20 protein-coding genes are annotated in these 22,416 nt (G+C 58.8%); 9 read left to right on the plus strand and 11 right to left on the minus strand.

Translation table 11 applies throughout. The features are described from left to right. Positions 1 to 12 precede the first annotated feature (12 nt). Positions 13 to 1,386, minus strand: coding sequence for a GTP-binding protein (locus tag H6F59_RS16615; protein WP_190702431.1), 1,374 nt, complete (start codon positions 1,384 to 1,386; stop codon positions 13 to 15). Positions 1,387 to 1,443: 57 nt separating this feature from the next. Further along, a complete protein-coding gene (locus H6F59_RS16620) occupies positions 1,444 to 3,096 on the minus strand; it encodes a DUF697 domain-containing protein (RefSeq protein WP_190702434.1) in 1,653 nt (550 codons plus the stop codon). 336 nt (positions 3,097 to 3,432) lie between these two features. On the opposite strand from H6F59_RS16620, the gene H6F59_RS16625 reads away from it, so the two are divergent. Both H6F59_RS16625 and bioD read left to right on the plus strand, forming a co-directional pair. Continuing rightward, positions 3,433 to 5,328 carry a serine/threonine-protein kinase gene (locus tag H6F59_RS16625; RefSeq protein WP_190702436.1) on the plus strand — a complete coding sequence of 632 codons (1,896 nt, stop codon included), beginning with the start codon at positions 3,433 to 3,435 and terminating at the stop codon, positions 5,326 to 5,328. Positions 5,329 to 5,435: 107 nt separating this feature from the next. Continuing rightward, on the plus strand, positions 5,436 to 6,116 hold the full coding sequence (gene bioD, locus H6F59_RS16630) for a dethiobiotin synthase (RefSeq protein ID WP_190702439.1): 681 nt from the start codon (positions 5,436 to 5,438) through the stop codon (positions 6,114 to 6,116). Between the two features lie 77 nt (positions 6,117 to 6,193). On the opposite strand, the gene H6F59_RS16635 is transcribed toward bioD, so the two are convergent. Continuing rightward, positions 6,194 to 6,394: a hypothetical protein gene (locus tag H6F59_RS16635; protein ID WP_190517632.1), complete on the minus strand. Its 201-nt coding sequence runs from the start codon at positions 6,392 to 6,394 to the stop codon at positions 6,194 to 6,196. A 595-nt stretch (positions 6,395 to 6,989) separates the two neighbouring features. On the opposite strand from H6F59_RS16635, the gene H6F59_RS16640 reads away from it, so the two are divergent. Beyond that, positions 6,990 to 8,987, plus strand: coding sequence for a hypothetical protein (locus H6F59_RS16640; RefSeq protein WP_190702442.1), 1,998 nt, complete (start codon positions 6,990 to 6,992; stop codon positions 8,985 to 8,987). A 101-nt stretch (positions 8,988 to 9,088) separates the two neighbouring features. Here H6F59_RS16640 and H6F59_RS16645 read toward each other — a convergent pair whose 3' ends face one another. Further along, the gene (locus H6F59_RS16645; RefSeq protein ID WP_190702444.1) at positions 9,089 to 9,712 is read right to left on the minus strand and encodes an NUDIX hydrolase N-terminal domain-containing protein; all 624 of its coding nucleotides are present in this window, start codon (positions 9,710 to 9,712) and stop codon (positions 9,089 to 9,091) included. Between the two features lie 564 nt (positions 9,713 to 10,276). Between H6F59_RS16645 and H6F59_RS16650 the strand changes: the two genes are divergently transcribed. Both H6F59_RS16650 and H6F59_RS16655 read left to right on the plus strand, forming a co-directional pair. After that, the gene (locus H6F59_RS16650) at positions 10,277 to 10,459 is read left to right on the plus strand and encodes a hypothetical protein (RefSeq protein ID WP_190702446.1); all 183 of its coding nucleotides are present in this window, start codon (positions 10,277 to 10,279) and stop codon (positions 10,457 to 10,459) included. A gap of 199 nt (positions 10,460 to 10,658) precedes the next feature. Then, entirely contained in the window at positions 10,659 to 10,922 is a 264-nt protein-coding gene (locus tag H6F59_RS16655; RefSeq protein WP_190702448.1) for a hypothetical protein, read from the plus strand. Between the two features lie 65 nt (positions 10,923 to 10,987). Here H6F59_RS16655 and yvcK read toward each other — a convergent pair whose 3' ends face one another. Further along, complete coding sequence (yvcK, locus tag H6F59_RS16660) at positions 10,988 to 12,370, minus strand: gluconeogenesis factor YvcK family protein (RefSeq protein WP_190517619.1); 1,383 nt, start codon at positions 12,368 to 12,370, stop codon at positions 10,988 to 10,990. 322 nt (positions 12,371 to 12,692) lie between these two features. Here yvcK and H6F59_RS16665 point away from each other — a divergent pair, with 322 nt between their 5' ends. The 4 genes from H6F59_RS16665 (at position 12,693) to H6F59_RS16680 (ending at position 16,689) form a co-directional block, all read left to right on the plus strand. Further along, positions 12,693 to 13,562, plus strand: a complete 870-nt coding sequence (locus tag H6F59_RS16665; RefSeq protein WP_190702450.1) for an ABC transporter ATP-binding protein — start codon at positions 12,693 to 12,695, stop codon at positions 13,560 to 13,562. A 103-nt stretch (positions 13,563 to 13,665) separates the two neighbouring features. Then, the gene (locus tag H6F59_RS16670; RefSeq protein ID WP_190702452.1) at positions 13,666 to 14,925 is read left to right on the plus strand and encodes an MlaD family protein; all 1,260 of its coding nucleotides are present in this window, start codon (positions 13,666 to 13,668) and stop codon (positions 14,923 to 14,925) included. A gap of 22 nt (positions 14,926 to 14,947) precedes the next feature. Next, entirely contained in the window at positions 14,948 to 15,433 is a 486-nt protein-coding gene (locus H6F59_RS16675) for a nitrate reductase associated protein (RefSeq protein ID WP_190702454.1), read from the plus strand. Between the two features lie 65 nt (positions 15,434 to 15,498). Continuing rightward, positions 15,499 to 16,689: a carboxylesterase gene (locus H6F59_RS16680; protein ID WP_190702457.1), complete on the plus strand. Its 1,191-nt coding sequence runs from the start codon at positions 15,499 to 15,501 to the stop codon at positions 16,687 to 16,689. Between the two features lie 50 nt (positions 16,690 to 16,739). Here H6F59_RS16680 and dut read toward each other — a convergent pair whose 3' ends face one another. The 6 genes from dut to H6F59_RS16710 form a co-directional block, all read right to left on the minus strand. Next, the gene (gene dut / locus H6F59_RS16685) at positions 16,740 to 17,171 is read right to left on the minus strand and encodes a dUTP diphosphatase (protein WP_190702460.1); all 432 of its coding nucleotides are present in this window, start codon (positions 17,169 to 17,171) and stop codon (positions 16,740 to 16,742) included. Between the two features lie 81 nt (positions 17,172 to 17,252). Continuing rightward, entirely contained in the window at positions 17,253 to 18,089 is an 837-nt protein-coding gene (locus tag H6F59_RS16690) for a queuosine precursor transporter (RefSeq protein ID WP_190702462.1), read from the minus strand. A 68-nt stretch (positions 18,090 to 18,157) separates the two neighbouring features. Then, positions 18,158 to 19,165 carry a methionyl-tRNA formyltransferase gene (fmt, locus tag H6F59_RS16695; protein ID WP_190702465.1) on the minus strand — a complete coding sequence of 336 codons (1,008 nt, stop codon included), beginning with the start codon at positions 19,163 to 19,165 and terminating at the stop codon, positions 18,158 to 18,160. Between the two features lie 3 nt (positions 19,166 to 19,168). Further along, positions 19,169 to 20,206, minus strand: coding sequence for an OmpA family protein (locus H6F59_RS16700; protein ID WP_190702468.1), 1,038 nt, complete (start codon positions 20,204 to 20,206; stop codon positions 19,169 to 19,171). Between the two features lie 64 nt (positions 20,207 to 20,270). Then, positions 20,271 to 21,701, minus strand: coding sequence for a DUF4335 domain-containing protein (locus tag H6F59_RS16705; protein WP_190702471.1), 1,431 nt, complete (start codon positions 21,699 to 21,701; stop codon positions 20,271 to 20,273). Then, complete coding sequence (locus H6F59_RS16710; protein ID WP_190517595.1) at positions 21,698 to 22,303, minus strand: DUF3038 domain-containing protein; 606 nt, start codon at positions 22,301 to 22,303, stop codon at positions 21,698 to 21,700. Before H6F59_RS16710 ends, H6F59_RS16705 begins: the two co-directional genes overlap by 4 nt. Positions 22,304 to 22,416 lie beyond the last annotated feature (113 nt).

Here is a 22,416-nt window from a genome sequence, read left to right on the forward strand (position 1 = left end):
AGGGCGACACCGCTAGCCATGGGGTGTCGAAACCGCTACCAGATCGGCCTCAACCTCCTGGCGTAGACGAGCTAGGGTAGCCGAGGTTTGGGTGTCGTTGAGTAGAGCCGCTAGGGTCGCGCTAACTCCCTCTGGCCCCCAGGTGCAACCCTGCTCTAGGTAGGTTTTAGCGGCCTGGCCAACGGTGTATGCCCCGTACCCAGCGGCGCTAGCCTGGGCTGTCATTGCCCCCGCCAAAGCAGCTACCCCCGAGACGCTATCCACTAGGGTGACCAAGGCAGCGGTGGTTTTGCCCGCCCCCAGCAGCCCGCTGCCCAGCTCGCTCAGCAGCAGAGTACCCGAGCTTTTGAGAATCGCCCGCCACAGCCGCCCCGCCTCATGACCCGTGATCGGAAAGCCGTAGAGTCGCGCCAGGGTGCGAATCATTACCAGATCGATTAGCACGCCGCCCAGCAGGTCCAGCCCCGCGATCGGGTTGAGGGCCACAGCGGCGGCTTTGTACTTGGCAAACTGCCAGATGGTTTCGTCGGCGCGATCGCTGTGCAAACGGCTGACATGGTCCACCATATCGCCCTCGATCGAGCGGGCGTGGCGCAGGGCATTGAGGGCTACCAGGGCAGAGCCATCCTGGCCCACAATGGCTAACAGCGCTTGGCGCAACGGCTCAATTTGAGGGGGCTGGGGTTCCCATTCGTCACTGGTGCGACCATCGGGCCATTCTACCCGCACCTGAAGTGGGGCCGGACTGGCAGCCACCATGACGACCTCCTCTACAGCCAACTTGGCTCCTGGAGTATCTCGGCCCAGCTCAGCCCGCAGACTATTGAGGGTGGCATATACCGCCTGGCGGTCGATCTCGGGATACAGATCAATTTTATTGAACACCAGCAGCAGCGGCTTGTGCCCGCGCTGTAGTTCCGCCAGGGCGTCGTACTCTAGCTGGGTAATCTCCCCCGCCACCACAAATAGAATCAGGTCGGCCTGGTTAGCCACGGTCTGAGCCATCTCGGCGCGAATATCGCCACCGACCTCATCCAGGCCGGGCGTATCCACCAGCTCAATCTGCCAAGGTAGGTCACTGTCCACTTCGGGTTGCCAGTACACTGACCGAGGCCAACGGGTGACCCCGTGCAGCGGGCCAGTTTCGAGGATGCTCTCTCCCACTAGGGCGTTGATGACCGCCGACTTGCCTCGGCTCACCAGGCCAAAGACTGCCACCCGCAGGCAGCGCGATTCTAGCTTGGCGCTGAGGGCTTGGAGCTGGCCTAAGCCCTGTTTCACCGCTGCCTGGTGGGGGTTGGCGCTGCCCTGGACCGCTGTGGAGTAGCGAGTCACGGCCTGGCTGAGGGTTTGGCGGGCGCGGGAGAGGAGGGGGGAGGGGGGCATGGGGGAGAGGATGGGTAGGCGGGTGGGAGGGTGGATGGGTAGGCGAGTGGGAGAGGGTTAGTTGTGGGGTGGGGTGGGTTCGAGGGGGATGGTGGTGGCGGGGATGGTTTCGGCGATCGCATCGAGGGCGATCGGTTCGAGGTCGAGGGGTTGGGCGGTGCTGGCGGGGAGCTGGGCAGGGGTGGGCTTGAGAATGTCGATGCCCTGTTTGGCGAGGGTTTGCAGCAGGCTGAGCTGGCGGTTTTGGCGGATGGTGGTTTGCAGGCGCTGGGCGATCGCGTCCCAGGACAGTTCGCTGGTGGGGGTGCCGGCTAGGGCGGCTTGCTCAAAGTAGTCGACCAGGCTGAGGCCGGCCATGTGGGTAAGGTAGGCGGCGCTGAGTCCTTGCACCAGGCCTCCGGCCAGGTAGGTGGCGAAGTGGCTTTTGAGTACGGCGGTGAGCACCTGGGTCGAGAGTTCAACCAGGCCTAGCTTGACGGTGAGGCTAGCCAGGGTGCCGGCGGCGGTTTTAGCCTCGTTGAGAGTAAGGTTAAAGCCGTAGATTTTGCCCAGATCGAGAATCAGCTGGCCGTTAATGGCGACGGTGGCCAGCAGGTCGAGGGTGGGTACGGGGTTGGCAAAGGCAGCGGCCCCGGCTACCCACTGAAGCTGGTCTATCAAGGGCAGGGCGCGATCGCGGCGCAGGCGGTTGAGGTCGGTTTGCACCTGCTGGCGCAGGGCCTGACTGCGGCGCAGCACCGTGGCCGCAACTAGGGTTGATCGCTCAGCAACTATGGCGCGATCGAGGGCAGCCTGAAGCCCAGCGATCGCGGGGGCAGGTGTTTCTATAGTTTCTGTAAATGTGCCGTCGGCCTGGTGACGGCGCACCTTAATTGGCCGAGGGGCAGCGGCGGCGGTGACGACGGGCACGGTGGCGGGCAGGGTTGCCACCCGCTGCTGAAGCTGGGCCAAAATCGTCTGCTGGTCGGCAGAGTCGTAGTGGTCGTGCTTGTTGAACACCAGCACAGCGCCTTGACCGGCGATCGCGCGCTCCCGCAGCAGAGTGAGGGCGCTGTCGGTAATGTCGCCGTCGGTGATTAGCAGCAGGCCGTCATAGTCGAGCCAGTCAGGGGTGGCGGTCAGGGCCACTTCTTCAAAGCTCAAGGAAGAGTTTTTCTCAACGGCTGCATCGGATGGGGGTGTGAGCAGGGTGAGCAGAGTGGTTTTGCCGGTGCGGGGTTCGCCTGCGATCGCCACCCGCAGCGTTGGGCGATCGAGTTCTGCCCCTAGGGCTTGGTGTCCCTGGCGATAGCGGGTGAGCGGAGCTGAGACTGTGGTTGCTTGACTGGCTAGCTCAGCTTCCTGGGCCAGGGTGTCGATCAGAGCCGACAGCGTCGCCAGCTCGATTTCAACCCGAGTGCGATCGACCACGGGCGGCGCAATGGGCTTGGGGGCCGCTGGCGCAGGCACACCCCGCCGCCACCACCATAAACCCGAGCCCATAGCAATGGCGCTGAGCAACGTCGAGCTATCGAGGGGGTTGATGTGGGTGCTGCCCAGCAGGGCTAGGGTAGCAGAAAGGCCTAAACCGCCCACCAACAGCGGTCGCTTTAGCAGCGCTGGTAGGGTCAGCATCGGTTTCAGCTGCGGGAGAAACCCTCCCGCGATGGTGCCCGCAGTCTCTGTATCTAGAACACTGGCGTCGTCTTTGCCCGTTAACCCTAGCCCCATGGCCTGTTGCCTTCCTATATAGGTTGCTTAATAAGTGGTGATGACGGCCCTATCTAACTGGCCGTTGCCCCTGTTCTAGTCTTGAACCGCGATCGCTGCCTTCAGCATTGCGTCAGCCTGCTGCGTACCTGGGGAGCGACATGCCTGCGCTCTAGTGCTCGCTTTACTATTGTTGCAAAGGCGTTAGCATTCCTCCAGTAGGGTCTTCCTCCCCATTGGCGGCGTAGACGCCCGCCCAGAGCACCCATGAAGCGGTCGGTAATCCTACTGTAAACTGGTGTAGCGATCGCTCTGGCAGACTGGCTGCCTATTTTCAGCCCTGAATTGTTCAAATCTATGCACCCCACCCTGACCCCTGGTACCACCCTTCAGAACCGCTACCGTGTGCTGCAAGAGCTGGGTCATGGCGGCTTTGGGCGCACCTACCTAGCCGAAGACCTAGGCCGCTTTAACGAACGCTGCGCCGTTAAAGAACTCGAACCTCAGCAGGGCGATCAGTTTTCTGACAAGGCGCTTCAGCTATTTCAGCGCGAAGCCGCCATTCTTTACAGCATTGAACATCCGCAGATCCCTAAGTTTCAGGCCATTTTTGAGGAAAATCAGCGCCTGTTTCTGGTGCAAGATTATATTGACGGTGTCACCTACCGCGACCTGCTCAACCAGCGGATTCAGCAGGGGATGGCTTTCTCAGAGGCCGAGGTGCGGCAGTTCTTGCAGCAGATTTTGCCGGTGCTGGCCCACATTCACAGCAAGGGCATCATTCACCGCGACATTAGCCCCGACAACGTCATGCAGCGCCAGGCCGACAGCCTGCCGGTGCTGATCGACTTTGGAGTGGTTAAAGAAGTCGTCACCCGCATTCAGCCGCCGGGCACCCTGAGCCAGGCCACCTCGGTGGGCAAGCTGGGCTACGCTCCCAGCGAGCAAATGCAGTCGGGCCGGGCCTACCCCAGCAGCGACCTCTACGCCCTGGCGGTGACCGCCATTGTGCTGCTCACTGGGAAAGAACCCCAGGAGATTTTTGACGACGTCAACCTCAGCTGGCATTTGCCTAGCACCCTCAGCCCCGGCCTGATTCAGGTGTTGCGAAAGGCTACCAGCTACCGACCGGGCGATCGCTACCAATCGGTGAGCGAAATGGCTCAGGCTCTCGGTGCCGTGGGCACAGCGCCCGGTCCTGCCGCAGCATCAACGCCCTCTCAGGTGCGAACGGTGGCCGTGGGTCGACAGTATCAGCCGACCAAGGTAGGTGCTGCAACCCAAGCGCCTAACTACACCGCCCCGGTGCCCGTTGCCGAGCCCGCCACTCTGTGGGAAAACCCCTGGGCCGTGGCTGTGATTGGCGGAATTTTGGCTCTGCTGGCGGGCCTCGGCGGCTGGACGTTGGTGAGCCTGCTCAACCGCACCCCGGCCCCGACTCCGGTGCCCACACCTGAGATCACCCTTGACCCCCAGCAGCCTCAGCCCACTCCCGAACCCACGGCTGAGCCTACCCCCGAAACTAGCCCGGTTGAGTACAGCCAAAACCTAGCCATTCAACCGGGGAGCGATCGCACCGTCAGGGGCAGTCTGCGCAGCAACGAAACTATCAACTACCGCCTCAACGCCGCCGCTGGTCAGGTGCTGCTAACCCGCATGACCGGCGAAGGGGTGCTGATCACCGTGCTCACCCCTGAGGGCGAGCCGGTGGATAGCTCGGCCCAGCGCGTACTCAACTGGCAGGGCACCTTGCCCGTCGATGGCGAATATATTGTGCAGTTGCGCCCAGTGCAGGGTCTAGAGCAGAGTGACTACGAGCTAGAGGTGAGTCTCAGCGACCAGCCCGACCCTGAGGCGACTGTTGAGCCCGATCCTGAGCCTAGCGTTGAGCCTCAGCCCCCGGTGGAGCCTGAGCCCGAGACCGAACCGGGGCCAAACCCCGACGCCAACGTGGTTGAGCAGCGGGTGCAAATTCCGCCGGGGCAGACCAGCGTGCAGGTGTCGGGTCAGGTCAATGAAGCCCGCTCGCGCCGCTACATCGTCAATGCTCAGGAGGGGCAGGTGTTGGCCCTAGAGCTGCCCAGCGTCAGCGGCCCGGTCACCCTTGATGTGCGCTTTCCCAACGGCGAGCTGATTCCTGACGCGTCGCGGGTGCTGTCGTGGCAGGGGCAGCTGCCCAGCAGTGGCGACTACATTGTGGATGTGTCGTCGCCCCGCCCGTCTAACTACGTGCTGACGATATCGGCAAATTAAGGGGTTGCGTTAAAGGTTCAGGGTTTAAGGTTCAAAGGGGCAGCCCTAGACCCTAGACCTTGCACCCTCAACTCATTTCTCTTCCCAATTTTTTCTAATAAGGGCATATGGTTTCTTTGAATGCGCTGCTAGTTGCCGGTACCGACACCGAAGTGGGTAAAACTGTTCTCACCAGCGCTCTATTAGCCTACTGGCAGCAGCATCGGCCAGACCAAGCTCCGGCGGTGCTAAAGCCGTTTCAGTCGGGGGTGGGCGATCGCGAGCTGTACCAGCGCCTCTTTTTCCCTAACACCAGTCTGGAGGCCATTACGCCCCAGTACTTTGACGCACCTCTGGCCCCACCCCTGGCCGCTGCCCTAGAGGGCCGATCCGTGGATCTCACCTCGGCCTGGCGCTCTTTGGAAACCGCTACCCAGCAACACCCCTGGGTACTGGTAGAAGGGCTGGGGGGGCTGGGGTCGCCGGTTACCTATGAACTCACCGTGGCGGATCTGGCGGCGGCTTGGCACCTGCCGGTGGTGTTGGTGGTGCCGGTTAAGCTGGGGGCGATCGCCCAGGCGATCGCCAACGTGGCCCTGGCTCGGCAAAACGCCCTCGACCTCCGGGGCATTGTGCTCAACTGTTCTCAGCCCTATACCGCTGAGCAGATCGAGCAGTGGGCGCCAGCGGGGCTGATTGCCAGTCTGGCTCAGACCCCTGTGCTGGGAACGCTGCCCTACCTGCCGGCCCCAGAGTCACTGACAGCCCTGGCAGCAGCGGCGGCCAATCTGGAGTTAGAGGCACTCTAACCCAGCAACGGCTCTGCACCTAGCAAAAAGCCGCTAGGTCGATCTCCATCGGCCGATGGTAGCAGCAGCTATCTAATTTAAGCGTGCGCTTCGGGATGAAATACGGCAGCAATGGTCCCCGTGAGGTCAAGAACAGTCGTTTTAGCGGGCTCAACAGTAACCCCAACTCGATCTTCAGGGAAACAGTCACGACTGCCCTTTTCGCACTCAGCGATGATCTCGACGGTGGAGATTGTAGCGGTGGCGGGAGGTAGAGCCGGCGGTAGTTGAAAAAACATAGTTAATTCCTATAATCACCCCAATGTGGCCGTAATTTTAACTAAATCAGCGATCGCAGGGGACTATCACTTTAGCTAGAAACCTTGTATTGCTACAAAGCTTAAAATTTTCCCAAATATATTAAGAAAAGAACTTAAACGTTTAATAAGCCTGAGAAATGCTTTTCATGATGCGCTTTTACGCCCACATTCAGTTAGGCTTCCATAAACGAAAAGCGACAGGCTGAACCACCACAAAACGGAACGAAGGCGTTGCTGAGCGGTGACATGAATTTGGATAGGGTATAGGCGTAGCCAAACCAAAGGCTTTACGTCCGCCTGCCCCTACGAGAGACGCTGGTTTTTTTAATTCACACCTGTATCTAGCAATCCTGAACGAAAGCCGCAAACTGCCCATGCAGGTAAGAAGAACCCGGTGGGCTTGAATTCCAGCTTCGTGAATTATCTTAGCCAGTAGCTCATCTGCCCTAGGCACTAACTCAAGGCGACGGCCCCTTTAGTTACAATCACCAGGCAGTGCGTTGCGGGCATAGCAGTGGCAATTTTTCACGGCATCAAACTAGGTTCATGGCGGCGGTGGCGGTGGTTGGCGGTCATGCTGCTCACAACTTACATCACCGTGCAACTGCTGCCCTACGGTGCGCTGGCTGCCGTTTCGCCTTGGGCAACTAGGCTTCAGGCCCCAACGGTTGCTCCAACTACCAATCGCTCAAACCGGCTGGCTCAGATCGAACCACTGCCCGGCGGTAGCGTGGCCCTGCCCAATTTTGACCCAGCGGTGAACGGGTTTCAGTTTTCCAACCAAGAGTTAACCCAGGCCATCGATATTGCCCGCAATCCTCAGGCTTGGGAAGAGGTGCTGACTGAGCAGTTGCAACAGCTGTTTGGCACTCAGGTCTGTATCGGAGGCGAATCGACTACCTGCGTGCTCACCGCCGCTGCCCAAAGCTGGCTACAAACTCAGCTAGGCCGCATGAACCAGGGCCTCTCAGAGGGCATGGCCGCAGCGGTACTTGACCTGTGGCAGCCCAGCCAGCCGCGCTTGCCCTGGTGGCAGCGGTTGGTCAATGCCCTGCTGGGGAGCACGGTGTTTGGCCTGGTGCGCACCCTGTTTGATCTGCAAACCTTCATCGCCAACCTGTTTTTGATGCAGGGGGTGACGGAGGTAGCTCAGCAGACCCAGGCCGTGCGCGACACCTTTACCCCGACTCAAATTTTGCGATCGCTGCTGGGTGTCTTTCTCGGCGGCTCCCTCGACCCGTTTACTATGGGGGTCTACCGTCGCCTAGAGGGTGCCCTGACCGAGGGCCACAGCCTCACCCCCTACCGCGTCGAAGACCGAGGCAGCGGCAAATACTGGGTCTACGTCTACGACAGCAATTACCCCGCCGGTCGGCCCAACAATCCCACCGACCTCCACGTGGAGTTTGACACCCAGGCCGACACCTGGACCTACCAGCCCACCGCCAGTTCCCCGGTGTTTGAGGGCGATGGCCAGAGCAAAACCCTCGATCTAACTCAGCGATCGTGGCGGCAGCCCCCAGCCGATCAGCCGCTGGCCGCCACCGGCCCCTTCACCTGCCCCTTCTGTGGCGTCAAGGTTGAGACTGGGGCCGAGACCGAGCCAAAAGCCGCCACTGTAGACATCACCCTAATTGGAGAAGGGGTGCTCACCGTCACCCCCTACGAGGAGTCAGCGTCCTCCGACCTATCCCCACCGGCCCTCAGCAGTCAGGATGCCGTAGAGCTGGTGCCCTTCAAAGGTGGATTGAACCGCGATGTGCCTGCCAGCTATCGACTGCCCGCCGACCAGTCAGGGCAACCTCTTCAGGTCACCCTGACTGGGGTGGCCACGGCACCTAGCCAGACCGCCACGCTCCAGCTCACGGGGCCGGGGTATACGGCCAACGTTGACGAACTCAGGCTTGACCCCAGCCAAACCCTCACCCTGTTTTTGGTGGCCAACGCCACCGGGCCGGAAATTACCCTGGTGGCCAACCAAGCCACCGACCTGCCCCACCTGTCGATCAATCTCACCGATGAGACTAGGACCTACCAGTTCAATTCGTCTACCCCAGAGACTGGGTTTTCGCTCACCGATCGCCAGGTGTCTAAAAGCTCTGGGTTTGACCTCAGCGGCCTCAAGCTGCCAGCGGGCCAGCGTGTTGCCCTGGCAGCCAAGACCGACCTCAAGCGCTTTTACTTTGCTGACGATGCCCCGCCCCCCAGTCGGTACGCTCTCACGGTTAAAAATCGCATTGTGATTAAAGACCGCATTCAGCTGGGGGAACGCCAGCCCGACTTCGTCAACTACACCCTGGCCTACGACGAAGAAATGCGGGCCAGCGGCGTGCAGATCGAGAGCCAGCGCCAGGCATTTTTTGACTACGATCCGACCTTTATTGACCCGGCTGAGCTGCCCCGGCAGACTTTGCTAGAGGCTTTTGATCAGCGCGATTTTCCTATCGCTATTGCCTACGAACCTCTGGTGGCTAGTTCAGATGGACAGAGCCCACTGCGATTGGTGCCATCGGGCGGAGAGCCTGTTGGTCGGCGGGTGTTTCAGGGGTCGTTGCAGAAGGGTGGGAAGTAGGAGGACGGGAAGTAGGAGGGTAGGCAAGTAGGAGAGTGGGTGAGTATGGGGGTGGGGGAGTAGGGAAGTAGAAAAGTGGGGGCGGTTGAGCTGGTGAAGGGTTAGTCGAAATCGGTGGGTTGGTTGGGGTTTTTTAGATAGTCAAAGAAGCGTTGAATTTGGTCTGGCCCGGTGCGCCCTAGGGAAAGGGGCGGAATGTCGTTGGGGCCAAAGAAGTCAACGGCTGGAGTTTCGTAGCTGGGAGTGAGTTGCCCACCGGTAATCTCACAGTGAAACACCAGTCTGTAGCTGTGGTGCAGGGCTGGCGGGTGCCCGTGACGGGGGTGGGCGCGATCGTAGCAAGCTAGTAGCTGGGTGGCTCGAGCTGTGAGGCCCGCTTCTTCAAAAATTTCGCGCTCTACAGCGTGGCTGGGGGAGTCACCAATGTCGGCCCAGCCGCCGGGTAGTGCCCATAGTTCGTCTGATTGCTCCTGCACAAGCAGAATTTTTTGATCGCGAAACACGACCCCTCTAACATCGACTTTGGGAGTGGCGTGGCCCTGCTCTTGCTGCATGAAATTCAGAACAGTAGGCGGATCGGTGTCAATTTGGGCAGCGAGCATGGCAGCGGCGATCGCCTGAATCTGTTCGTAGCGCTCTGTGTCGAAAGGATGATTTTTATAGTGCAGCCCGGTTTGGGCAATGCCTTGAAGTTGCTGAATCCAGCCTAGCCACGGAGAGGTCATAGGAAGCGACTAATCCATCGAGTTAAATCACCCAAATTTTAGGGCTTGGCTTTGGGCACTAACTCAAATTCTTGCAATTCTGGTATGTTGGCGGCTGTTTGACGGAGAGGAATGTGCGATTTTGGCGAACATTTATAATTGTGCAACAGCGACCGAATTCAAGTTAATAACCCAACTATTCACATCGCCGCCGAGAGTGCATCTAACCTAAGGAGGAATCCGAGAAAAACCGGATAAACATTAGGAAAACCGCCGCAACCCATGAGTATTTCTACCGTTTTTTCAGTGATTCTGCGGAACTGATAGAGAATTCATAAAACTTTAGTTAATCTTCCTTTGACGGCAAAAATTATGTGATTCTGCAATCAGGAAACGATAAATCAAGGGATTGACAAGCTACATCGGGGGTGCGATCGCCTCGTAACATCCAGTTACACGGCTTCTCTGCAATAAAGCCTTAGATTACTTAATAAAATTCTCATGAAGGCAGTGATAGGATTTCCTCAAGTAAGCCATAAGCTTTTCTTACCACTGCTGGTCGCTGTTTTCTGGAGAGCATTAGTCATGTCTACTAACCCCGTTGCAATCAAGCCCGAAACCCGGAATCACAAGGGATTTTTTGTTCAGGATGCTGACTATGAATTGGTCAGTATTGAGGCCTCTGGCTGGGCTCTCATTTGCGTGGATGATGCCGTTTGTCACTACGTTGACCCCGACAATCTGCTGATCCAGAATCTTGACGCTTAAGATAACTCCAGGCCAGCTACCTGCCTCAGCCAAGGCAAATTTTGTATCAATCAGTTAATACTTAGTCTTTTTGGTAGGCTGCTCTAGTCCTTAGAGCAGCCTAATTTTTGACTTAAAATTGCGGCTGAGCGCGATCGAGGCTCGCTCGCCCAATCTCTGCCAACATATTCCTCGTCCCAAGCCTTCTATCCTTAACCCCATGAAAGAAACGCCCATCACACAACGCATCTCTAGCCTGATTAGCTGGGTCCTAGTGGCCGACCTGGGCCTGGTGTTGCTTAGCCTGGGCTGGTTTCTAGTAGCAGTACTGGGGCGCAGCATGAATGTCGACCTCGGGTTAGACCTCTGGTACTCGCTGTGGAATCCGCTGATTATGCCTGCCCTGAGCGTGCTGATGGCCGGGGCGATCGCTAGCGGCATTGTCGGCTGGGTTGGCCGCCGCTTCAACACCGATCCTTCTTAGAGATTACACAGGTTTAAGGTGCAGCCCTAAACCGTAAACCCCGGCCCCTAAACCTTATACCCTGTTTACCAAAGCCGCTGCGTGCGCGTGTACCACCGCAGCAGCACCCGCGCCAGCCGCTCGCTGTGGTGACGCACCGTTAGATCTGCGCTCTCTTCCATCACGTTGGCAGCGATAATGCGGCGGCCCGAGTCGAGAATGGCGGCGCGATCGAGCAGCACTGGCCCTACCCCCGCCCTGGCGTAGTGGCTGATTACCGTATCGGAGGGCATGACCTTTTGCACTAGCACCGCATCAAACAGGTAGCAGCCGCAGGCCGAGTCGATCGCCCGAATGTGGTCAGATACCGAAAAACCGTCGGTTTCGCCCGGCTCAGTCATGATGTTGCAGATATAGATGCGAGGCACCTGCCGAGCCGCGATCGCCTTCACCAGATCGGGCACCAGCAGGTTAGGAATAATGCTGGTGTAGAGACTGCCGGGGCCAATCACAATGTAGTCGGCCTCTTCAATCGCCTTGACCGCTTTGGCCAGGGCAGGTGGGTTGGGGGGCAAGCAGCCGATGTGCACAATCCGGCCCCGTGCCTCGGTAATCTTTGACTCACCAACAATTCGGCGACCGTCCTCTAGCTCGGCCCAGAGCTGTACATCCACCGAGGTTGAGGGCAGCACCTGGCCCCGCACCGCCAGCACCTTAGAACTGGCGGCGATCGCCTGCTCCAGATCCCCCGTAATCTCATTCATAGCGGTCAAAAACAGGTTGCCAAAGCTGTGGCCCACCAGTCCGCTGCCCGACTCAAACCGATACTGAAACAGCTCCGTCAGCAGCTTTTCTTCATCTGCTAGAGCAGCCAGGCAGTTGCGAATATCCCCCGGCGGCAGCACCCCCATCTCGCGCCGCAGCCGCCCCGACGAGCCGCCATCGTCTGCCACCGTCACAATGGCCGTAATGTTCGAGCTATAGCGCTTCATGCCTCGCAGCAGGTTAGACAACCCAGTGCCGCCGCCCACTACCACAATCTTCGGCCCCCGCGACAGCCGCCGCTGGGTCAGCAGGGCGTCGAGCAGGTCCTCCTCATTCCCTGGAATCAACACATCAGTGATGGCGCCCACGGTGCGGCTCTGGCCCCAAAAAATCAGCCCCAGCCCCAGCAAGATACCCACCGGGCCGCTGACGTAGTTGGGCACGTGGGTCGTAAAGGCCCGCAGCGCCGCCCCCAGCAATCGTCCCGTATAAAATACCGGCGTCAGCTTGAGCCAAATCATGCCGCCGATTCCAACCAGCAGCACCCCAGCCATACTGAGAAATAGCCAGCGCTTGACCAGCAGCCCCGGTGCCAGCCACCACATCAGCCGATTGATCCGCCGCGGTGGGGCTAGGGTTAGCGTCTCCCGACCGACCTTACGAAACAGTCTAGTCAAGGCCGTATAAAAAGGTTTTAAGAACATGAAAGGAGGTCGATAGCGATCTGACCAACCTGAGCGGCGGTTTGCAGCGGACAATAGGGCTGTGGGCGATCGGGCTATTGTACTTAGCCCAAATGACTTATCCCAAGCAACTTCCCGATGGGTGGACGAAATTTGCCCAGGTGTTTCAGACAGCCTTTGATAGGATGAGCACCAGCGCCTTCGATTTTAGCGGCTATTTGATAGAGTCAAGTCATGGATATGCCCAGTGGCTGTTAATGGTTGGTAAACCCAACCGCTTGGCTCGACCACCCCAGGCAACCAGACCGCTGAGCAGACACGGGTACTCCCATCGGTAAGGTCTATGGCCGATCTCCACAATTCCAGCACGATTCCAGGGCAATCCGGCATCCCTTCGTCTGCCCGCACCGCACCGCCCGACGCAGATGGCTGCGGCGACGAGGTTCTGCTAGAACTCAAGGGCATCTCGAAGCAGTTTGACGGCAATCAAGTGCTCGACAATGTCGATCTCACACTGAACCGAGGCGAGGCGGTGGCGATCATTGGCCCCTCGGGCACGGGGAAATCGACTATTTTAAGAATCATTGCCGGTTTGCTGTCCCCCGATGAAGGCGAGATCTATGTGCAGGGGAACCGACGGGAGGGGCTGATCGAAGATTCGCCAGATCCGGTGGGTATAGGCATGGTGTTTCAGCAAGCTGCGCTGTTTGATTCCCTTTCTGTCGAAGAGAATGTAGGGTTTTTGCTCTACCAGCACTCTCGACTGCCCGCCCGTCAGATTCGCCAGATTGTCGAGGACGTGCTTGATATGGTGGGGCTACCGGGTACAGGCAGCCGCTACCCGGCAGAGCTGTCGGGGGGCATGCGCAAGCGGGTGAGCTTTGCCCGGGCGATTGTCTCAAATCCTGAAAATCCCCAGGATCGACCGGCACTGCTGCTCTACGATGAACCTACGGCCGGCCTCGACCCGATCGCCTCTACGGTGATCGAAGATTTGATTCGCGCTATTCAGCGCAACAACGGGTGCAGCTCATACCTAATTGTCACCCACCAGGACAGCACCATTCGTCGCACTGCCGATCGGGTGATTTTCTTGCACCGGGGCAAAATTCAGTGGCAGGGGCCGGTTACCGCCGTCGATGAAACCGATAACCCCTTTGTGCGGCAGTTCTTTAGCGGCCGGGTTGAGGGACCAATTCAGATGGTGCATTAGGCCCAAACTGGCCAGCGCCACTTTTAACCTGGCTCAGGTAGAGCTGATTCGGTAGAGAATAAGATTGTGAGTAAGCCGTTGAGCGGTTGAATTAAGGGGCACCATGCGGGCAAGGGCAATTCGAGAAGGATCGGTGGGGCTGTTAATTCTTATAGCGGTGGGACTGTTTGGCGGTCTGGTGCTGTGGCTGCGGGGGCTAAACCCGGGCCGCCAGACCTACCGAGCTACCATCGTGTTTGACAACACCTTGGGCATGCAAGAGGGCACCAGCGTGCGCTATCGGGGAGTGCCCGTAGGGCAGGTATTGAGTATTGTGCCCACTGCCAACGCTGTAGATGTGGCGGTAGAAATTGGCAGCAGCGATCTGCGCATTCCCCGCGATGCCGTGATTATGGTTAACCAGTCGGGGCTGATTGGCGATACCACCATCGACATTACCCCCCAGCGGTTGCTGAGTGATCAAGAGCTAGCTGTTAAACCGGCAGAGGATAGCTGCCTCGGCCAGACGATTATCTGTGACGGCGATCGCCTCAACGGTCAGGTGGGAGCCAGCTACGACTCATTGATTCGCTCGGCCGAAGGACTCGCCGATGCTTTTGCCGATCCAGAGCTGATTGCTGACCTCAAAACGACCCTCGACAACGCCACCACCCTGACCGAGAGCGCCAGCCTGCTGTCGACGGAGCTGATTGTGCTGTCGCGGCAGTTGCAAACCGACCTGAGGCCGCTGATGGCTTCAGCTAACCGGGCCACCAACAATGTCAGCAGTGCCGCCGCCCAATTTGAAATTACTGGCACTGAGCTCAACCGTCTGGTGGTTACTAACCGGGGCACCCTGGTGAATACCCTCACCAATCTCGATCGCAGCGCTACCCAAATCCAGTCCATTACCACTACCCTTGGTCCGGCCTTTCAGGAGGGCCAATTTATTGCTAACCTGGAGCGCCTCTCCGCCGATGCCGCCGTGGCTGCCGCCGATATTCGCTCGATTACGGGCACCTTCAACAGCGCCGAAAACCTGGTCATGCTCCAGCAAACCTTAGATTCGGCCCGCAGCGTCTTTCAAAGTGCCCACAAGGTGATGGCCGATGTAGATGAGCTAACCGGCGACCCGGTTCTGCGCCGCAACCTGCGCGATTTGATCAACGGGCTCAATGGTCTGGTATCGCTGACTAACCAGCTGGAGCAAGCTAGCCAAGTGGCCGGGTCGCTTACCCCCGTCGCTGGTGCCCAGGTTGAGCGGGTCACCTTTACCCCCCTCCCTGCTCCGCCACTAGCGGCTGGAGCTGGCCCTGCTCCAGTGACCATTACCCACCAGGGGCAGACCTACCGCCTCGATGTGCATTCAATTCAACCCCGCTAGGACCGTTGCCCTTAAATAAGCTATGACCCAGGCCAACACACCGCTAGAAACCAACGATTTCTTTCAGTTTGAGGCCGACTTTGTTGAGTCGCTGCGCTGCATTCCCATGCAGGTGCGCCTTAAGCTCGATACCTGTGGCGTCAAGCTCAAGCTAGAACACTGGCATCGGTTTAGCGAGGCCGAGCGCGATCAGCTCACCAAGCTCCAGTGCAGCGATCGCGACTCCACCGTGGCCTATACCGCCTATGTGCAGGCGCTGGTGCACCGCGTTCAAGGCACCCCGGCCTCAACCCTGGCGATCGACCCCCATCCTCCTTGGCACAGAGGAGATGTCATCCCCACAGATGTGCAGGCCCAGGCCCAGGCGGTTGGGGTTGAGATTGGGCTGGAGCAGTGGCAATCGCTGCGTCCTCTGCAACGCTTTGCTTTGATCAAACTCAGTCGCCCCGGTCACGAAAACCGCAATTTTTATCCCGCCCTAGCGGAATTTGGGCTAGTGTCTCTGTAGCAACCGGGGAAGGCAGCCTTAGCCTTTCGACGGTAGTTACGATATAGCCCTCACCCCCTAGGCTCATGGTCACCCTCCAAACCAGCCCCACGACACCGACTCACGATCAGCTCCAGACTACGCGGCAGCGCATTGACACCTACGTACAAACTATTGCCGCCCGTTCCGACCGGCGAGATGGCGCTTTTCCCTACTACCTGTTTCACGGAGCAGATACCCCGGTTAAGGGAACGGTGCTCATGTTTCACGGGTTTAGTGCCAAACCCCATCAGATGTCGCGTCTGGCCGACTATCTGTTTCGCAATGGCTTCAATGTGTATCAGGCCACGCTAGCGGGCCATGCCTATGTCAATCCCGATAAAAACTGGCCCCAGGTTGACCTCAAACCCGAAATTTTGATTCCCCTGCGGGAAAAAGTTAGCGCCGACCCGGTGCTACAACATTTCCTCGCCAACCTAGCAGCCTCTGGGGACGGTGCTACCCCGACCCCCGTGCAGATGGTGGGGCTGATGGCCCGCCTCAGCAAGCTAGAACCCCGCTTGCTGGATATTATTGCCGCGATCGAGCGCGAAAACGACCCTGACTTTGACCGCTATTTTGTGTCGTCTCATTTGACCTACTTAAGCGATGCTCAGGCTCGCCTAGCTGAGCTAGAGGCGCTACCTGGCCCCATCTATACGGTGGGCCTATCTGTTGGTGGGGCCGTGGCCCTAGCCCTGGGGGCCAAAAACCCCCAGCGAGTTGCCAAAGTGGTAGCCTTTGCGCCGCTGCTAGAGGTGTATGGCGGAGAAACCCGCGAGCGCTACATCAACCTAGCTGGCCCATTGGATGTCAAAGAATTTGGTTGGGATGAACTACGGTTTCCGTTGGGCTGTTTTACGGCCGCCAATCGGTTTGGCGCGTTTGTGCAAAGTAAAGACAACATCGCAGCCCTGTGGCCCCAGCCAACGCTGATGATTTTGACCGAAAACGAAGATGCTGCTGACCTACGAACCAACCAAAAATTTGCGCAGTCTCTCAGTCAGCCCTCAATGTTCAAGCGCTACGATAACCACTACCTATACACCTTCCCCAGCGAGGCCTTGGTACCCCATCCGATGGTTGACCCGCTAGAGGTGAGCCAAAACATGAGCAACGAATACTGGAAGCCCATGTATCAGGAAACCTTTCGCTTTTTGACCCAGACTGAGTTTAAGAGTCGCAGCTTAGAGCAGATTAACGAAGTGTCAGACCTACCAGTTATACCGCTGCCCTAGTTTTGTTACTCAATGGGGCGAGGGGGCCGGTGTCGTTTGAAGCGATCGGGTCATAATATTCCCGTTGAGCCAAATCCTTGCTGGCCTCTTAAGGTTTGAGTAAACTCATCGGTCTCTTCAATTTCAACTTGAAGTACTGGCTTAATCACCATTTGAGCAATTTTCATGCGCTTGACGACCTTAAAGGCATGCTTGCCGTGGTTGATCAAAATTACGCCAATTTCGCCTCGATACCCTTCATCAATAGTTCCTGGGGTATTGAGCACTGTCACCGAGTGCTTGAGCGCTAGCCCACTTCGAGGCCGAATTTGAGCTTCAGTTCCTGGAGGTAGCTCGATCGCAAGTCCGGTGTGAATGAGAGTCGCATCACCAGCCGCAATGTTTACATCGTCAACGGAGCAGAGATCCATCCCAGCATCTCCTGGATGGGCATAGGACGGAAGAATGGCCAGATCATGGATTTTTCTAATTTTGAGCTTCATTTTTGGACCAAGCCACTATGCCCGGAGCTACCAGTAATGGTTATAGGAAAATCTTTGTAGAAATACAATTTTGGAGAGAAATCATCGTGAACCATCGGTTAGTTTTACCCTGGGTGGTTCAGACAAAGGTGCTTTGACTTCGGCAACGGGAGATTCTAAGCCTAAATAGTTTGACAGCCAAAATACGCCTAGGTAAAACGGCCCTGTGTCGAGCAAGGCGGCCACTAGCTTAAACAGGTAGCCGTAGCCCATAAAGCGAATGAGCTGCGGCCATAGCTCTTGGCCTGCATCAATGGGCAGCGCTCCGGCGAGAAAGTGAGTAATCAGCACGACGGCGATGGTATCGACCAGCTGACTAATCAGGGTAGAGCCGTTGTTGCGCAGCCACAAGTGCTTGCCCTTGGTCAGCTCTTTCCAGAAGTGAAACAGATAGACATCGACAAACTGGGCCATTAGGTAGGCCAGCATCGAGGCTGTCACCGCCCCAAAGGTAAGGTTGCGAATTTCAAAGAAGACTGGCAGTCGCCCGGCGGCGTCGCGCAATAGCTCGCCGGTGGCTGGGTTGGTGGCTTCAAACCCCGGCAGCACGCCCCCCAACCACACGATAAACAGCACCCATAGATTGAGCAGCAGCCCTACCCAGACCACCTGATTGGCCCGCTTTTTGCCGTAAAGTTCTGAGATCAGGTCGGTGCAGAGAAAGGTCAGGGGGTAGGGCAGCACTCCTACCGCCACGGTGACGGCAAAATCACCCCAGGTAAATAGATTGACAAACCGGCTAATGCCCAGAATATTGAGCATTCCCAGGGTGCCAAGGAACAGCCCCCCCAGGACCAAAAACACGACTTCACGGCGGGCTTGCAAATATTCTGGTACGGGGCCATAGACCGCCGCAGATGCTGAAGGCTCTGTTTCCATCGGTCGTTATCTCTGCGGAAAGGATGGCCAAATAGATCTAGCTGACTATAGAGTGTGAGGCGATTGGCTTAGACGAGGGATTCGCCAACTTGTAGGCGGCTGCCGTTGACGAAATCACTCCCTGACTGAGCCTGTTTGCCGCTGGGTTTGACCTGGCGCAGCAGCAGCAGCCCGTCGCCGGTCTGTACGAGAGGACCTTGGCCCTTGAGCAAGCCCACCAGGGTTCCTGGGGGAGAACTTGAGAGAACGGTTTCAGCCACGATTGCATCCACTGCCTCCCGCATCGCCACTAAGTCTGAGGGTAGTTCTGCCCAGTAGGGTTCTCCTAAGGGAACCGTAGACATGACCTTCAACGGCTGCCCGCGAAAGGTCGTGACGGAGTTGGGGTAGAAGCCGCGTACCTGGTTGTGGATGGCGATCGCCGCCTTGCTCCAGTCCAGCTCAAAATCGTCTTTCTGAATTAAGGGCGCGTAGGTGGCCAGGGCCTCGTCCTGGGGCAGGGGGCTGAGAATGCCATCGACCAGGCCGTGCAGGGTTTCTACCAGTAGACCAGCGCACTGTTGAGCCAGGGCTGTCGCCACCTCCCCAGCGGTATCGAGCAGGCCAATGGGTAGGGTTGACTTGAGCAGCATGTCGCCGGTATCCATGCCCAGGTTCATCAGCATGGTGGTCATGCCGGTGACGGTGTCGCCGTTGACGATGCACCACTGAATCGGGGCGGCTCCCCGGTAGGCAGGCAGTAGCGAGCCGTGGCCATTGATGCAGCCCAACCGAGGCATATCCAGAATGCGCTGGGAGAGTAGCTGACCGTAGGCCACCACCACAAAGGCGTCGGCCTGGATGGCCTCTAGGGCGGTCAAGGTGGCTTCATCTTTTTTGATGCGAGTGGGTTGCAGGACTGGACAGTTAGCTTCGACGGCGATCTGTTTGACGGGCGAAGCATCCACTTGGCTACCTCTGCCCCGGCGGCGATCGGGCTGGGTGACGACGGCGGCCACCTCAAACCCTGGCTCGGCCAGCAGCCGCTGGAGGCTGGGCACAGCAAAGTGAGGGGTTCCAAAAAATACAAGTCTCATTGGTTAGCTACCGGGCACAATGCCAATTTCGACCCGCTGGTTGCGCTGCTGGTCGGCGGGGGTGGTGCCCACAGCGGTGGGGCGAGTTTGACCATAGCCCACTGGCACCCAGCGAATGCCGCCGCCCTCTAACTGAGGGCTCAGGTATTGCTGCACCGCCACGGCCTGTTGCAGGGTGAGCTGACTGGCTAGGTCAGGAGACGACGCACCGTCGGTATGGCTGCCCACCAGCAGGGTCGCGGCACCGTAGCGGCTCAGGTCGGCAGCAATGCTGTCGAGCAGTTGCTGGCCAGAGGGGGTAAGGATGCTGCTGCCCGGCTCAAAGAGTAGGGCGCTGGGCAAGACAACGCGATCGCGCACCAGCGCAAAGCGCGGCTCCTGATAGGCCACCCGAGCCCCTGTCTCGGCCTCAGGGGATGGTTTCACCGCTGGAGTCTCTGCCGCCGCCGCTTCCGGTGCATTGCTGGCTCCACCGTCGGCCCCGAGCCGCTGATCGAGGCGCTGTAGGCGGGCTTCAAGCGTACCGGCGGCTGGGGCACCCAGGCTAGTTTCTAGCTCGGTTAGGCGGGTATTAAGGCGAGTCAGATCTTGGCGCAGGGCGGTGAGGTTAGTTTGAATGCGATCGCGCTCAGCCTCAGGTATAGGCGGTGCAGCCTCCGGTGCAGCCGTGGCGCCAGCAGACTGGGACGGGGAAGATTCCGGCGCTAGAGCTACCTCATCGACAACTCCGTCAATCGGGCCATCGCCCTGCCACCAGCTGGGCAACTGCCGCAGTTTGCGCTGGGTCTGGTTGCCCTGGCGCAGGGCAACCTCCGTCAGCGGCGGGTCAGGGTTGCGGGAGGGCATCGCCTGAGCTACCAGCATGCCAACCAGCCAGCCTACACTTACCCCGGCACCCAGAATAACCAGGCGCACTACCAGAGTCCACAGCGCGTGCAGCCCCGCCCAGGGTCGAGACTTGGGCGCAGGCGGTGGAGTCGAGCGGGGAGCCGCCGGAGCAGGGTCGGAGGGCAACGGTGGCAGATTGGGGGAATCAGCCATGACGCGATCGGGCTAGAAACATTAGGCCAGCATCATAAGGGCATCGGCAGCGCTAGGAGAGGAGCTATTGGGGCCAGCCATCCCAGGGGTTGACCTCCAGCACACCGCTCTCGGTGAACACCACCTGAAAGTCAGCCTGATTGGCAGTGCTGTCGGCTGCAGTAACCAAATTGGGCAGGGGGGTTTCGTTCACCATCAGGCCAGCGGCAGCGTTGACGGGCTCATAGCCCACCACCTCGCCCGCCTCGGTCAGGCGCACCCGAAACCGCAGGTCCTCATTGGCTGACAGGGGCTCTAGCTCAGCCAAAATGTTGTCGTAAAGGTCGCTGTTGAGTTCGCGAATGCGATCGCCGTCGGTCACCTTCTCCTCTAGATCCGGCAGCTCAGCCGCATTGGCCGCCGCGTCACTCTCAACAGCATCACCCTCAGTGGTATCACTCTCAGTCGCATCGGCCTCAGCCGGAACCTCTGTCGGCTCTAACCGCACTTCCCCGTCAGGGGTAAAGGTCGCAACAAACTGGGCCACGCGCTCTCGCACCGGCTCTGCGCCTGCCACCGGCACAAAGGTAAGCTTGGGCAGTGGGGTATTATCGACCTCTTCTAGAGCCAAATCGTTCTCGTATTGATACCCCAAAATATCGCCGTCTTCAGAAACCGCCATGCGATAGGCTAGGTCGCCGCTGGGTCGTGGCGCATCGGCCCAGGCCTCCTGCAACCGCTGGGTCACGTCAGACTGCAACAGAGCAACAGTGGCCGCGTCGGTAATCGCTGGGGCACTCTCTAGACGGTCTAAGCCATCGCCGTCAGCAGGCACTGCTTCGCTAGTTTCATCGTCGGCTCTGGGGGGTCCTCCAGGCACCGCGCTGGCTGCTGCCGGGGCTGAAGCCTCGGACTCTGGACGAGTGGGCTCAAATTCGGGCGGGGGTACAAAGAATAGGGCCAGTCCGGCGGCAACCAAGGCCGCCGCTCCTAGGGCTGCGGGGGCCGCCCGCTTCGTTATGGGTTCGGTGGGTCGCACCAGTCGCCGCGATACCGCCTGAAACTGTGCCTTCATGTCGGGCAGCGTTTGAGTGTCGGCCAGTAGCTGGTCGACCGCTTCCATCAGGTCATAGAACTGCACCGTAGTGAGCTGGATATCCAGCGGCGGCAGCGCGTTGACGTCGCTAACAGGCCCGCCCAGGGGCTGCTGCTGCACAATTAGGTGGTGGTGGTAGGGGAGATCACCTGGTTTGATCTCCACTATGGGTGGCGCTGACCCTGTCGTCCTAGGGTAGGGCACGCCGCTGAGCAACTGCTGCCCGTAGCGGCTTACGGCGGTCACTAAACTGTCTAAAAATTCTCGCCCCCCGGCCAGGGTGGCATCGGTGGCACCGGGTAGGTGGCACTCGGCATTCATCAACACCGCCAGGGGTGACAGGGGGTCGTTGGCGTCAGCGCTAAGCCCTTCTAAGACCAGGTTGCAGTGGGGTAGGGTATATTGCCGTTGAACGGTCATGATACTTCTCCGTCAAACAGGCTATTCCAGAGGCGTTGGGGACCGAGCACCCCAGCGCACAGCAGCAGTTCTTGCAAAAGCTCAAGGGCCAGCTCATCGAGCTTTTCGTCGCTGCTGTAGGCAATCACCCCGGCTCGGCGTGGGTTCATGCGGGCGCGGAAATGGCTGCGAAAGCGGCTCAGATAGTCGGCCAAGCGAAAGTGGTGCTCGGGGGAGAGCTGTTTGTCGGTTAGTTGCTGATAGCCCACTAGCAGCTGGCGCACCACCACCGTCAATCGCCGCGCTAGGGTGCAAATAATAATGACCAGGGCTTTAGCCTCTTCAATGTTTAAAGGCTGCCGCTGGCTGTAGCGGCGCATGGGATTCGTGCCTCGCAGCAACCACAGGTGCACCCGGCCTTTGACCAAGCCCTCTAGGCCGAGGTCACGAGCGGTGCCCAACATAGCTTCACTGCCCCCCAGATCGAGGGCTTCAATGGCCAGCAGCAGCAGGTCAAGCTGAATGCGTGCCCGACGAGGACATTCGTCGTTGGGCAGCCCTGGGTTAGCAAGGGTGTCGAGCACTAGGGGCGGCTGGGGAGCGGGCGGGCTATCTACTGGCATTCAGCTCTGGAGTTAATACGAACAGCATTCTATCAAAACACAGTTAGGCTCTGCCCGTCCGGAGAAATTGCCGAACCACAGCCTTTGAAAGGGGCGTTTATGGTAACTCATGC

Origin of the sequence: Nodosilinea sp. FACHB-141, from assembly GCF_014696135.1 — a bacterium.
Classification (GTDB): domain Bacteria; phylum Cyanobacteriota; class Cyanobacteriia; order Phormidesmidales; family Phormidesmidaceae; genus Nodosilinea.

Excerpts from the sequence above, each read along its gene's own strand:
- bioD (WP_190702439.1), top strand. The coding sequence starts at position 5,436 with ATGGTTTCTTTGAATGCGCTGCTAGTTGCCGGTACCGACACCGAAGTG.
- H6F59_RS16705 (WP_190702471.1), bottom strand. The coding sequence starts at position 21,701 with ATGACCGTTCAACGGCAATATACCCTACCCCACTGCAACCTGGTCTTA.
- H6F59_RS16640 (WP_190702442.1), top strand. The coding sequence starts at position 6,990 with ATGCTGCTCACAACTTACATCACCGTGCAACTGCTGCCCTACGGTGCG.
- H6F59_RS16675 (WP_190702454.1), top strand. The coding sequence starts at position 14,948 with ATGACCCAGGCCAACACACCGCTAGAAACCAACGATTTCTTTCAGTTT.
- H6F59_RS16700 (WP_190702468.1), bottom strand. The coding sequence starts at position 20,206 with ATGGCTGATTCCCCCAATCTGCCACCGTTGCCCTCCGACCCTGCTCCG.
- H6F59_RS16645 (WP_190702444.1), bottom strand. The coding sequence starts at position 9,712 with ATGACCTCTCCGTGGCTAGGCTGGATTCAGCAACTTCAAGGCATTGCC.
- H6F59_RS16650 (WP_190702446.1), top strand. The coding sequence starts at position 10,277 with ATGTCTACTAACCCCGTTGCAATCAAGCCCGAAACCCGGAATCACAAG.
- H6F59_RS16635 (WP_190517632.1), bottom strand. The coding sequence starts at position 6,394 with ATGTTTTTTCAACTACCGCCGGCTCTACCTCCCGCCACCGCTACAATC.
- H6F59_RS16710 (WP_190517595.1), bottom strand. The coding sequence starts at position 22,303 with ATGCCAGTAGATAGCCCGCCCGCTCCCCAGCCGCCCCTAGTGCTCGAC.
- H6F59_RS16615 (WP_190702431.1), bottom strand. The coding sequence starts at position 1,386 with ATGCCCCCCTCCCCCCTCCTCTCCCGCGCCCGCCAAACCCTCAGCCAG.
- yvcK (WP_190517619.1), bottom strand. The coding sequence starts at position 12,370 with ATGTTCTTAAAACCTTTTTATACGGCCTTGACTAGACTGTTTCGTAAG.
- H6F59_RS16670 (WP_190702452.1), top strand. The coding sequence starts at position 13,666 with ATGCGGGCAAGGGCAATTCGAGAAGGATCGGTGGGGCTGTTAATTCTT.
- fmt (WP_190702465.1), bottom strand. The coding sequence starts at position 19,165 with ATGAGACTTGTATTTTTTGGAACCCCTCACTTTGCTGTGCCCAGCCTC.
- H6F59_RS16680 (WP_190702457.1), top strand. The coding sequence starts at position 15,499 with ATGGTCACCCTCCAAACCAGCCCCACGACACCGACTCACGATCAGCTC.
- H6F59_RS16655 (WP_190702448.1), top strand. The coding sequence starts at position 10,659 with ATGAAAGAAACGCCCATCACACAACGCATCTCTAGCCTGATTAGCTGG.
- H6F59_RS16625 (WP_190702436.1), top strand. The coding sequence starts at position 3,433 with ATGCACCCCACCCTGACCCCTGGTACCACCCTTCAGAACCGCTACCGT.
- H6F59_RS16665 (WP_190702450.1), top strand. The coding sequence starts at position 12,693 with ATGGCCGATCTCCACAATTCCAGCACGATTCCAGGGCAATCCGGCATC.
- H6F59_RS16690 (WP_190702462.1), bottom strand. The coding sequence starts at position 18,089 with ATGGAAACAGAGCCTTCAGCATCTGCGGCGGTCTATGGCCCCGTACCA.
- dut (WP_190702460.1), bottom strand. The coding sequence starts at position 17,171 with ATGAAGCTCAAAATTAGAAAAATCCATGATCTGGCCATTCTTCCGTCC.
- H6F59_RS16620 (WP_190702434.1), bottom strand. The coding sequence starts at position 3,096 with ATGGGGCTAGGGTTAACGGGCAAAGACGACGCCAGTGTTCTAGATACA.